This window comes from Pseudomonas sp. W15Feb9B (assembly GCF_000828175.1).
Taxonomy (GTDB): Bacteria; Pseudomonadota; Gammaproteobacteria; order Pseudomonadales; family Pseudomonadaceae; genus Aquipseudomonas; species Aquipseudomonas parakoreensis.
This window is the reverse complement of the sequence record NZ_JTKF01000037.1, coordinates 23,778-35,206: the sequence shown is the minus strand read 5'-3', so window position 1 is coordinate 35,206 and position 11,429 is coordinate 23,778. Positions and strand designations below refer to the sequence as shown.

The window sequence follows — 11,429 nt, the reverse complement described above, 5'->3', positions numbered from 1 at the left end:
TTAAATCAGCCCACGCTGAACGAGTACCTGATGGGCCGAGAGCGAATCTTCGGCCAGGATCAAATCAGCGATCTCAAGGGTTCTTACGGACAACTCGGTCTGGTGGATGCATACCGTTGGTCCGACGAGCATTTTTGCCGCGCTGATGCCGTTCAGCAGTTTCGGCAACTGCGCCAGGTTCATTGCCTTGCTGGAATACAGCAGCACTCCTCGCGCTTGCAGATGATCGACCGCCAGCGCCAGTTCTCCGGCCGGAAGAGGCCAGTCGAACACTTGTACCGGGCAGTCGGCACTGCTGATCAGCCACGCGCAGAGCCACAGGTGTGGTTCCAGCGCCAGGTCCGAGTGATTGATCAGCAGCAGCGGTGCAGCGTGCAATTGCCGATTGTTATGGTAGATGCGCGCGCCGAATTTGCTGCGCAACCACGAATAAAAGAACACACGCTCCATCTGCGCACCGAACTGTCCTTGCCAGCGCTGTTCGAGTTCGGCCAGCAGCGGCAGGAGTAATTGCTCGCACAGCGTGCGTGGCGGGTACAGGGCCATGGCCTGGTTGATGCTGTCGTCGAGATTGCGCTCATTGAGCTGGATGACGGCGCCGAGCAAGGACTGACGCTGTCGTTGCCAGTCGTTCTCCACCGTCTCGGTAAAAGCTTGCGGCGCGTCGAGCAACGGTTTGACCTGACTGACCGCCACGCCTCGGTTGAGCCAGGTCAGAATGGTCAGGATGCGTTGCACATGTTCGCTGGAATACAGGCGATGGCCCTTGGGCGTGCGCTGCGGCACGATCAACCCGTAACGGCGCTCCCAGGCGCGCAGGGTAATGGCGTTGACGCCGGTCTGCCGCGCCACTTCGCGGATGGGCAGCCAGCCCTCGTCGAGGGCTTTCTTGAAGTCCGCACCGAGGTCTTCCCGGGCGCTGCTGTCGAGTGTGTCGTTCATCAAATGGCGTTTCGCAGGCTGAGGTTTTCCGGATGCGGCTGCAGGTACACCTGTTGTGCGATGTACGGGTCCGGGTGTTGGCGAAAATGATGTTTGAGCAAGGTCAGCGGCACCACCAGCGGCACGATGCCGTGACGGTACTGGCCGATGACATGTTGCATTTCCTGTTTGTCTTCAGGGCTGATCGCCTGTTTCAGATAGCCGCTGATGTGCTGCAGGACGTTGCTGTGAGTGCGGCGGGTGGCGCATTTCTTCAACGCGCTCATCAACTCGCTGAAATAGCGCGGGCCGAGTTCGACCGGATCGGTCTGGGCCATGTTGCCCAGCAATTTGCCCAAGGCTTTGTATTGTTCAGGGTTGTGCGCCATCAACAGGTATTTGTAGCGCGAGTGGAATTCGGTCAGTGCGCGGCGGCTCAAGCCTTGTTTGAGCACTTGTTGCCAGGCGCTGTAGGCGAGTACGCGGGTGATGAAGTTTTCCCGCAGCACTGGATCGTTCAGGCGTCCGGCTTCTTCTACCGGCAGATCCGGGTGCTGCGCACAGAACGCCTGAGCGTAGATGCCACGGCCGCCGCCGTTCACCGGCGCGCCGTTGGCGTGATAGACCTTGACCCGCTCCAGACCGCACGAAGGCGACTGCTGCATGAAGATATAGCCGCAGATGTCATTGAGCTCGCCGGCCATTTTCTGCCCGTAGGCTGCCAGTGGTTCGGTGACATTGATTTGCGGGTTGACGGTGCCGACCGCTTCAGGAGCGTCCGGATCCCCGACCAGGCGGATCGGCTCGCGAGGAATGCCCAGGCCAATCGCGACTTCAGGACAAACCGGGACGAATTCGAAATGCTCGGCGAGGGTGCGGCTGCACAGCCGCGATTCCTTGTGCCCGCCGTTGTAGCGCACTTCGGCGCCCATCAGGCAGGCGCTGATGGCGATTTTGGGCCGCAAAGCAGAAAGATCGGACATGCACACCTCGAATCTATTCCTGTACAGGTATTTATTTCTGTACAACTTTTCCTCAGCATAGATTCATGCGTGTACAAGTCAACTCATTTGTATAAGTTTTTCCAGGTTTAACGTCCCACCGGGAAATCATTTCCAGCCGGATAACCAGTGAGTGTTGTCTTTAAGCGTCTGCCAACCGAGGCGTTCGGCGCGCTTGGTCAGCACCGCCTGCAATTCAACCTCCAGCACCGTACCTTCCTCATCACGGAACAGCTCGGTGACCAGAAAATGCTTTTCACGGTTTTGCGGGTGGGCTGCTGTCCACTTCGAGAGCAGCAGCTTTTGCGGATTGATGCGGTTCATTGCAGGTGTTCGTGCAAACGGCGTGCAGCTTCCTGGCCGCTGAGCCAGGCCCCCTCGACGCGCCCCGACAGGCACCAGTCGCCGCAGGCATACAGGCCCAGATCGGCGTCGGCCAGCGTGCCCCATTCGTGGCCGGTCGCAGGGCGCGCGTAGAGCCAGCGGTGGGCGAGGCTGAAGGTCGGCGCGGGCATGGCGCTGTGCAGCAGTTCGGCGAAGGCACCGTGCAGTTGCTCGATCACCGCTTCCTTGGGCAGGTCGATGTGTTGCCGGCTCCAGGCGCTGCTGGCGTGCAGCACCCAGGTGTCGCACGTCGTGTCACGTCCCGGTTTGCTGCGGTTGCGTGCCAGCCAGTCGAGCGGGCTGTCCTGCACAAAGCAACCTTCGATCGGTGTGTCCAGTGGCGTATCGAAGGCGAGGGCGACGGCCCAGGTCGGGTCCATTTTCACCCCGGCGGCCGCGCCGGCGAGTTTCGGTGCGGCGGCCAGCAATGCGGTGGCTTGCGGCGCCGGGGTGGCGATCACCACATGGCTGAAGGGGCCATGGGTGAAGCCTTCGGCGTCCTGCAAATGCCAATGTTCTTCGCCGCGAAACACCTCGGTGATGCGGCAGGCAAAGTGCACTTCCAGGCCATTGAGCAAGCCGCGGGTGATGGCGCTCATGCGCGGCGTGCCGACCCAACGGGTCTGCTCGTCCGGCGACAGATTCAATTGCCCGCCCTGACAGGTGTAGAGCTGCGGTTGCCATTCGGCGACCCAGCCCTGGCTCTGCCAGCGCTGCACCTCGGTGACGAAACGCCGGTCGCGGGCGGTGAAATATTGCGCGCCCATGTCCAGAGAACCGGCGTCGCTGCGTTTGCTCGACATGCGCCCGCCGCTGCCGCGGCTTTTGTCGAAGAGCTGGACGGTGTGTCCGGTCTCTGTCAGCGCCTGCGCGGCGGAGAGTCCGGCGATGCCGGTGCCGATGATTGCGATAGGTACAGTCATAGGGGCCTCGTTTACCTTTCTGTACAGACTACGCCGTCAATGAAACCTGTACAATTTTGTTTTTTGGTATAACTTCTAGCGTTTTCGTTCTGACAGCTTGGCCTATGGTTAAACAATAGAGCCTGCCCGATAGAAAAGATCCCTGCTTATAAAAATAGACTAGTGATCCGGGTAAAACGCCACGCGAGGAAGATGTCATGCGCATATTGCTGACCGGCGGTACTGGTTTGATCGGACGTCAGCTCTGTCAGTATTGGTCCAAGCAAGGCCATCAACTGACGGTGTGGAGTCGGCGTCCGGAGAAGGTCGCGCAGATCTGCGGTGCGCAGGTGCGTGGTATTGCCCGTCTCGAAGACTTCGGCAACGAGCCACTGGACGCAATCGTCAATCTGGCTGGAGCACCGATCGCGGATCGGCCATGGACCCATCGGCGCAAAGCGTTGTTGTGGAGCAGCCGCATCACCCTGACCGAAACCCTGCTGGCCTGGTTGGAAACACGACAACAGAAACCGGCGTTGTTGATTTCCGGTTCTGCAGTCGGTTGGTACGGTGACGGCGGTGAGCGCGAGCTGACCGAGGACTCACCGCCGGTGATCGACGATTTTGCCAGCCAGTTGTGCATCGCCTGGGAGGAAACCGCGCAGCGTGCCGAAGCATTGGGCGTGCGCGTGGTGCTGGTACGAACCGGGCTGGTGCTATCAGCCGAGGGCGGCTTTTTGTCGCGGCTGTTGCTGCCGTTCAAGCTTGGGCTGGGCGGGCCTTTGGGCAATGGTCGGCAGTGGATGCCATGGATTCATATTGATGATCAAATCGCCCTGATTGATTTTCTTCTGCACCGCGATCAGGCGAGCGGTCCTTATAATGCCTGCGCACCGAAACCGGTGCGCAATCGCGAGTTTGCCAAGACGCTGGGCAGCGTGCTGCATCGTCCGGCGTTCATGCCGATGCCGGCCCTGGCGCTGAAGGTCGGGCTTGGCGAAATGTCTTTGCTGTTGCTGGGTGGCCAACGCGCCATGCCGGCACGCTTGCTGGAAGCGGGTTTCACTTTCCAGTTCACGGATTTGCGCGCGGCTCTGGATGATCTCTCCGGCCGCCTTTGAAATAGGACGATGCATGACCGATCACGCCTTGCTTCTGGTCAACCTGGGCTCCCCGGCCTCCACTTCGGTGGCCGATGTACGCAGATACCTCAATCAATTTCTGATGGACCCGTACGTGATCGACCTGCCGTGGCCGGTGCGGCGGCTGTTGGTGTCGCTGATCCTGATCAAGCGCCCCGAACAATCGGCCCATGCCTACGCGTCGATCTGGTGGGAGGAGGGTTCGCCGCTGGTGGTGCTGAGCCGTCGTCTGCAACAGCAGATGACCACCCGGTGGACCCATGGCCCGGTGGAACTGGCCATGCGTTACGGCGAGCCGTCGATTGAAACGAAATTGCTGCAACTGGTCGCAGCCGGGCACAAGCGCATTACGCTGGCACCGCTTTATCCACAGTTCGCCGACAGCACCACCACCACGGTGATCGAAGAAGCCAAGCGGGTGATTCGCGAGAACAAGCTCGACGTGAAACTGTCGGTGCTGCAACCGTTCTACGATCAGCCGGAATACCTCGATGCACTGGTCGCCAGCGCCCAACCGCACTTGCAGCAGGACTACGATCACTTGCTGCTGAGTTTTCATGGTTTGCCGGAGCGGCACCTGACCAAGCTCGATCCGACGGGCAATCACTGCTTAAAAAACGAAGACTGCTGCAAGAATGCCTCGCCGGCTGTGCTGGCCACCTGTTACCGCGCCCAGTGCCTACGCACCGCCTCCGAGTTCGCCAGGCGTGCGGGCATTGCCGATGGCAAATGGTCGGTGTCGTTTCAGTCGCGTCTGGGGCGGGCCAAGTGGATCGAACCCTACACCGAGGCGCGGCTGGATGAGCTGGCGAAAAGCGGCGTGAAAAAGATTCTGGTGATGTGCCCGGCGTTTGTCGCCGATTGCATCGAGACGCTGGAAGAGATCGGGGATCGCGGCCAGGAACAGTTCCGCGAGGCGGGGGGCGAGGAGCTGGTGCTGGTGCCGTGCCTGAATGACGACCCGCAATGGGCGAAGGCGTTGGCAACCCTGTGCGAGAGAGCGCCGTTGGCGCTGTAGCTGTTGTGGCGAGGGAGCTTGCTCCCGCTGGGTTGCGAAGCAGCCCCAAACCCTGCGAACGCGGTTCACAGGAAACCGCATCCGCCGAGTTTATGACTGCTTCGCAGTCAAGCGGGAGCAAGCTCCCTCGCCACAGGTCATGAGCAGATTTTAGATTAGCGGCTCATCCGCCTTCTTGTGCTTCCAGCTGTCATTGCCCGGCAGGATCAGGTTCAGCGCAATCGCCACCACCGCGCACAACGCGATGCCTTTGAGGCCGAAGTCGTCCGGGCCAGTGCCGGTGCCGACCAGCACACCGCCGATGCCGAACACCAGGGTCACCGAGACGATCACCAGATTGCGCGCTTCGCCCAGATCGATTTTGTGACGGATCAGGGTGTTCATCCCCACCGCGGCAATCGAGCCGAACAGCAGGCACAGAATCCCGCCCATCACCGGCACCGGAATGCTTTGCAGCAGCGCGCCGAACTTGCCGATGAACGCCAGCGTGATGGCGAAGATCGCCGCCCAGGTCATGATTTTCGGGTTGTAGTTCTTGGTCAGCATCACCGCGCCGGTCACTTCCGCGTAGGTGGTGTTCGGCGGACCGCCAAACAGGCCGGCGGCCGTGGTAGCGATGCCGTCACCCAGCAAGGTGCGATGCAGGCCCGGCTTCTTCAGATAGTCACGACCGGTCACGCTGCCCACGGCAATGACGCCGCCGATGTGCTCGATGGCCGGCGCCAGCGCCACCGGAACGATGAACAGGATCGCCTGCCAGTTGAACTCGGGTGCCGTGAAGTGCGGCAGGGCGAACCATGGCGCGGCAGCAATCTTCGCGGTATCGACCACGCCGAAATAAAACGACATGGCAAAACCGACCAGCACCCCGGAAATGATCGGCACCAGGCGGAAAATGCCTTTGCCGAACACCGCCACGATCAACGTGGTCAGCAGCGCCGGCATCGAGATCATCATCGCGGTCTGGTAGTGGATCAGTTCAGAACCATCACCCGCCTTGCCCATTGCCATGTTCGCGGCAATCGGTGCCATGGCCAGGCCGATGGAGATGATTACCGGACCAATCACTACCGGTGGCAGCAGACGGTCAATGAAACCGGTGCCTTTGATCTTCACGGCAAGGCCGAGGAAGGTATAGACGAAACCGGCCGCCATCACGCCGCCCATGGTCGCGGCGAGGCCGAACTGGCCCTTGGCGAGAATGATCGGAGTGATGAAGGCAAAGCTCGACGCGAGGAACACCGGCACCTGACGCCCGGTGACGATCTGGAACAGGATCGTCCCTAAACCCGCGGTAAACAGTGCCACGTTCGGGTCAAGACCCGTGATCAGCGGCATCAGCACCAAGGCGCCGAAAGCCACGAACAGCATCTGGGCACCGGACAGCACCGTGCGCCAGAGCGGATCGTTGAACTCTTGCTGCATGTTTACGCGTCCTTCTGCTTGGTGCCGAAGATCTTGTCACCGGCGTCGCCAAGCCCAGGGATGATGTAACCGTGCTCGTTCAAGCGCTCATCGATGGACGCGGTGTAGATGGTCACGTCCGGGTGAGCCTTTTCTACGGCAGCAATGCCTTCCGGCGCGGCGACCAGCACCATTGCGCGGATGTCCTTGCAGCCGGCTTTCTTCAGCAGGTCGATGGTCGCGACCATGGAGCTGCCGGTGGCGAGCATCGGGTCGATGATCATCGCCAACCGTTCGTCGATTTCCGGAACCAGTTTTTCCAGGTAGGTGTGCGCTTGCAGGGTTTCTTCGTTGCGGGCGACGCCCACTGCGGAAACCTTGGCGCCCGGGATCAGACTCAGCACGCCTTCGAGCATGCCGATGCCGGCGCGCAGGATCGGCACGACGGTGATCTTCTTGCCGGCGATTTTCTCCACCGACACGGTGCCGCACCAACCTGGAATATCGTAGGTTTCCAGGGGCAGGTCTTTGGTAGCTTCATAGGTCAACAGGGCGCCGACTTCCTGAGCAAGCTCACGGAAATTCTTGGTGCTGATGTCAGCGCGGCGCATCAGGCCGAGTTTATGGCGGATCAGCGGATGGCGGATCTCGAGGATGGGCATGGAAAAACTCCGGCGGCGGGCAAAAAAACCGGCCTAGATTAATCTATCCGAGGGTGATGTCCTATAGGACATTGAGTACGTTAGTCCATTAACGCTTGATTCGACCTCGCGGGATGCGTACCTTTGCCCGCTTTTCCAATTCCGCCACCCCTGGAGAGCGCCATGTCCGCTGATCTCGAGCATATCCGTCAAATCATGCGAGAGGCTGACTGCCTGTACACCGAAGCTGAAGTCGAGGCCGCCATCGCCCGCGTCGGTGCACACATCAACGAACAACTGGCCGACAGCAACCCGGTGGTGTTCTGCGTGATGAACGGCGGCCTGATCTTCTCCGGCAAACTGCTGACTCATCTGCAGTTCCCGCTGGAAGCCTCCTACCTGCACGCCACCCGTTATCGCAACGAAACCAGCGGCGGCGACCTGTTCTGGAAAGCCAAGCCGGAAGTCTCGTTCATCGACCGCGACGTGCTGATCATCGACGACATCCTCGACGAAGGTCACACCCTGGGCGCGATCATCGACTTCTGCAAACACGCCGGCGCGCGCAAAGTGCACACCGCCGTGCTGATCGACAAGGACCACGACCGCAAGGCACGTCCTGACCTGAAGGCAGACTTCGTCGGCCTGCCATGCGTTGACCGCTACATCTTCGGTTACGGCATGGACTACAAAGGCTACTGGCGCAACGCCAACGGGATCTTTGCCGTTAAAGGCATGTAAGCAAGATCAAAAGATCGCAGCCTTCGGCAGCTCCTACAGGGGGATTGATGTACACCCTGTAGGAGCTGCCGAAGGCTGCGATCTTTTGCTTTTAATCCCATGCTAGAGTGCTCGGCCCTGCCCCCGGAGCCTGCCATGAGCCTCTTGATCCGCAGCTTTGCCGCCCTGTTGCTGACCCTCAGCCTGCCTCTGGCCGCCGCCCCGGCGCCGATGCACAGTCAGTTTCTACCGCCGGACGACCTGACCCTGCGTGATGCCGAACCCGAGCAGCAACAACTGCTGCAGGTCACCGATTATTCGGTGGTGGTCGGTGCGCAACGCCAGTCCAATCAGCAGCCGATTCCGGTGACCTCACCGCTGATGATCCGCCTCAAGGGCAAGTCGCTGAACAAGGGCGCAACCATCACCCAGGTGCTGGTCAATTTCGATGGCGAAAGCAAAAGCCTGAAAAAACCGGTTTATGACGACAAGAGCAAGACCCTGACCCTGTTCTACCCGCTGGCCCAATACCGGGTGGTGGTCGATCTGCTGCGCAACGACACCGTGTATGTACAGTTCCTCAGTTACGCCAACGGCCACATCTGGGCCGATCTGCACACCGGGGCCGTTCGTGCGCGTTGAGCCTTGTGGCTGGGCAGGGGTAAACTGCCCGCCCCGTGTAATGTCTGCGAGCTGGAGTCGGCAATGCGTAAAGATAAGAAACAGGTGATTGGTGACGAGATCGGCGATGAGCAGATCAAGCTGTTCCTCGATTTTGAGCCGGTCGACGCCACTTCGCCGTCGCTGCACAAACTGATCAAGGCCTATCGTGGTTTGCGCATCGACGATTTCGAGCGCTTCCTGACGTTCTTCGTGGCTGCCGGTTACGACGTTGATGGCAAGGATGAACAGGGCCAGACGTTTGTTGATCTGATCAAGGATCAGCGTAACGCGGCCGAGTACATTGAGCTGATCGACAAGGCGCGCGGTTAAGATCATCCCTGTGGCGAGGGAGCTTGCTCCCGCTTGAGTGCGCAGCGCTCACGAGATTTTGGGGCCGCTGCGCAGCCCGGCGGGAGCAAGCTCCCTCGCCACAGAGGTCAGAGTTTCAAATTTCGGCCAAAAAAAACGCCCCGCACTCACTGAGTACGGGGCGTTTTTCATGTCGCAAGATCAAGCGAAGCTTGGGGTCTCGCTGCTTTCTTCAACCAGTTCCAGGGCGATGTTGTTCTGCGTGTTGATCTTGCGATACAGCGCAGCATCGGTTTCCAGAACCTTCTCTCGGGCCGGGAAGATCTCGGCCAGTTTGGCCGCCCACTCACCCTTGGCCTTGGCCGGGAAGCATTTCTCGATCAGTTCCAGCATGATCGAAACGGTCACCGAAGCGCCTGGCGAAGCGCCGAGCAGGGCGGCGAGGGAGCCGTCTTTCGCTGCGACCAGCTCGGTACCGAATTGCAGGATGCCGCCCTTTTTCGGGTCCTTCTTGATGATCTGTACCCGTTGGCCGGCCACTTCCAGGCGCCAGTCTTCGGCTTTCGCCTCCGGGTAGAAGCGGCGCAGGGAGTCCAGACGCTGCTCCATCGATTGCATCACTTCGCTGACCAGGTACTTGGTCAGGTCCATGTTGTTTTTCGCCACTGCCAGCATCGGCCCGATGTTGCCGGCGCGAACCGACAGCGGCAGGTCCATGAAGGAGCCGTGCTTGAGGAACTTGGTGGTGAAACCGGCGTATGGCCCAAACAGCAGGGACTTCTTGCCGTCGACCACGCGGGTGTCCAGGTGCGGCACGGACATGGGTGGCGAACCCACCGCGGCCTGGCTGTAGACCTTGGCCTGGTGGTGCTTGACCACTTCCGGGTTATCGCAACGCAGCCACTGGCCACTGATCGGGAAGCCGCCGAAGCCTTTGCTTTCCTCGATGCCCGAAGCCTGCAGCAGCGGCAGGGCCGCGCCACCGGCGCCGAGGAAGACGAATTTGGCATCGACTTCACGGCTGTTGCCGCTGTTGACGTCCTTGATGCTGACGGTCCAGCCGGCGCCGTTACGCTTGAGGCCGGTCACGCGCTTGCAGTATTTGACCTGGGTGTCCGGTGCGCTGGTCAGGTGCTTGAGCAACTGATTGGTCAGGGCGCCGAAGTTGACGTCGGTGCCGTTCATCACGCGGGTCGCGGCCAGGACTTCGTCCGGCGAACGGCCCGGCATCATCAGCGGCATCCACTCGGCCATCTTGGCCTTGTCTTCGGTGTATTCCATGTCGGCGAAGGCGTGGTGCTTGTGCAGCACGTTGAAGCGTTCCTTGAGGAACGACACGCCTTTGTCACCCTGGACGAAGCTCAGGTGCGGCACCGGGCTGATGAAGGACTTGCACGAGCCGAAGGTGCCTTTTTTGGTCAGGTACGACCAGAACTGCTTGGACACTTCGAACTGGGTATTGATGTGCACGGCTTTCTTGATGTCGACGCTGCCGTCGGCGGCCTGCGGCGTGTAGTTCAGCTCGCACAGGCCGGCGTGGCCGGTACCGGCGTTGTTCCACGGGTTGGAACTCTCCGCGGCCCCGGAATCCATCAACTCGACGACTTCCAGCTTGATCGTCGGGTCGAGTTCTTTGAGCAGTACTGCCAGGGTGGCACTCATGATGCCGGCCCCAACCAGAACTACGTCGACTGCTTCGTTATGCGCCATTTAACGCGTCTCCAAAATCTGCAGCACCAAATTGTCGGCATGGCTGCCAGGGAGTGGCGGGGCAGGTCAGTTAAGCCCCGGATAACCCATGGTCAGGTTCGTCATGTCCGAATCTTCGCAATTTTTCGCAACTTCGACGGATGCATGCGGCCTGGCTTCAAGAGTTGCATGAACTCATTTCAGCACGCGGCTGGCAATTCGACTTATGGTCGAGACATCCGTTTTGTGCAACCAAATCCGTAGCGGACAGGCTTCAGGCTCCGATGTTCGAGGTATCCCCGGTCCTGTGTCGTTGGGCTGTTACAGACGCTAATGGTGCATGTTCAGACGCAAAACTATTCATTTGCTCGCCACACTCTTGTGAAGTTGTGAAAACCCGTTTTTTTCACGCTCTTTTGAAGACGTGAACCTCAAAAAAGGGCTGTCCAGGCCTGGCACCGTGCCCGCAAAGGCAAAACAACGCGGTGGCCGAGCGTATGACAGCTCTGCAGATTCGCGAAAAGCGGGGGTTTTGCCGGAAGAACAGGCAAGCGCGCCAACTTCACTCGATCTGTGTGGGCGGCTCTCTGTGGGCGATTTTGATGGCGAATGCAGGGCATTGCCGGTGTTGCGGG

Annotated in this window: 12 protein-coding genes; 5 read left to right on the top strand and 7 right to left on the bottom strand. The window is 60.1% G+C overall.

The window, feature by feature from the left end; genetic code table 11:
- The 4 genes from OC71_RS19350 to OC71_RS19335 all read right to left on the bottom strand — a co-directional run bounded on the left by OC71_RS19350 (nt 1) and on the right by OC71_RS19335 (nt 3,229).
- Nucleotides 1-942, bottom strand: a complete 942-nt coding sequence (locus tag OC71_RS19350; protein ID WP_041072446.1) for a MerR family transcriptional regulator — start codon at nt 940-942, stop codon at nt 1-3.
- Complete coding sequence (locus tag OC71_RS19345; protein ID WP_041072444.1) at nt 942-1,904, bottom strand: DUF523 and DUF1722 domain-containing protein; 963 nt, start codon at nt 1,902-1,904, stop codon at nt 942-944. The genes OC71_RS19350 and OC71_RS19345 overlap by 1 nt, the downstream gene beginning before the upstream one ends.
- A gap of 126 nt (nt 1,905-2,030) precedes the next feature.
- Nucleotides 2,031-2,246 carry a TIGR02450 family Trp-rich protein gene (locus tag OC71_RS19340; RefSeq protein ID WP_041072442.1) on the bottom strand — a complete coding sequence of 72 codons (216 nt, stop codon included), beginning with the start codon at nt 2,244-2,246 and terminating at the stop codon, nt 2,031-2,033.
- A complete protein-coding gene (locus tag OC71_RS19335) occupies nt 2,243-3,229 on the bottom strand; it encodes an NAD(P)/FAD-dependent oxidoreductase (RefSeq protein ID WP_041072440.1) in 987 nt (328 codons plus the stop codon). The genes OC71_RS19340 and OC71_RS19335 overlap by 4 nt, the downstream gene beginning before the upstream one ends.
- A gap of 197 nt (nt 3,230-3,426) precedes the next feature.
- Here OC71_RS19335 and OC71_RS19330 point away from each other — a divergent pair, with 197 nt between their 5' ends.
- A complete protein-coding gene (locus tag OC71_RS19330; RefSeq protein ID WP_041072438.1) occupies nt 3,427-4,329 on the top strand; it encodes a TIGR01777 family oxidoreductase in 903 nt (300 codons plus the stop codon).
- Nucleotides 4,330-4,342: 13 nt separating this feature from the next.
- Complete coding sequence (gene hemH / locus OC71_RS19325; protein ID WP_041072436.1) at nt 4,343-5,368, top strand: ferrochelatase; 1,026 nt, start codon at nt 4,343-4,345, stop codon at nt 5,366-5,368.
- A 150-nt stretch (nt 5,369-5,518) separates the two neighbouring features.
- Here hemH and OC71_RS19320 read toward each other — a convergent pair whose 3' ends face one another.
- Together OC71_RS19320 and upp are read right to left on the bottom strand one after the other, a co-directional pair.
- Nucleotides 5,519-6,793 (bottom strand): uracil-xanthine permease family protein, encoded by a 1,275-nt coding sequence (locus OC71_RS19320; RefSeq protein ID WP_007951684.1) that lies wholly within the window; start codon nt 6,791-6,793, stop codon nt 5,519-5,521.
- A gap of 2 nt (nt 6,794-6,795) precedes the next feature.
- Nucleotides 6,796-7,434 carry a uracil phosphoribosyltransferase gene (gene upp / locus OC71_RS19315; RefSeq protein ID WP_041072432.1) on the bottom strand — a complete coding sequence of 213 codons (639 nt, stop codon included), beginning with the start codon at nt 7,432-7,434 and terminating at the stop codon, nt 6,796-6,798.
- A 162-nt stretch (nt 7,435-7,596) separates the two neighbouring features.
- Between upp and OC71_RS19310 the strand changes: the two genes are divergently transcribed.
- The 3 genes from OC71_RS19310 (at nt 7,597) to OC71_RS19300 (ending at nt 9,126) form a co-directional block, all read left to right on the top strand.
- Nucleotides 7,597-8,154: a hypoxanthine-guanine phosphoribosyltransferase gene (locus OC71_RS19310; RefSeq protein ID WP_041072430.1), complete on the top strand. Its 558-nt coding sequence runs from the start codon at nt 7,597-7,599 to the stop codon at nt 8,152-8,154.
- A gap of 135 nt (nt 8,155-8,289) precedes the next feature.
- Nucleotides 8,290-8,775 carry a hypothetical protein gene (locus OC71_RS19305; protein ID WP_041072428.1) on the top strand — a complete coding sequence of 162 codons (486 nt, stop codon included), beginning with the start codon at nt 8,290-8,292 and terminating at the stop codon, nt 8,773-8,775.
- A gap of 63 nt (nt 8,776-8,838) precedes the next feature.
- Nucleotides 8,839-9,126, top strand: coding sequence for a PA4642 family protein (locus OC71_RS19300; RefSeq protein WP_041072426.1), 288 nt, complete (start codon nt 8,839-8,841; stop codon nt 9,124-9,126).
- Nucleotides 9,127-9,306: 180 nt separating this feature from the next.
- Here OC71_RS19300 and mqo read toward each other — a convergent pair whose 3' ends face one another.
- Nucleotides 9,307-10,815 carry a malate dehydrogenase (quinone) gene (gene mqo / locus OC71_RS19295; protein WP_041072424.1) on the bottom strand — a complete coding sequence of 503 codons (1,509 nt, stop codon included), beginning with the start codon at nt 10,813-10,815 and terminating at the stop codon, nt 9,307-9,309.
- Nucleotides 10,816-11,429: the final 614 nt, after the last annotated feature.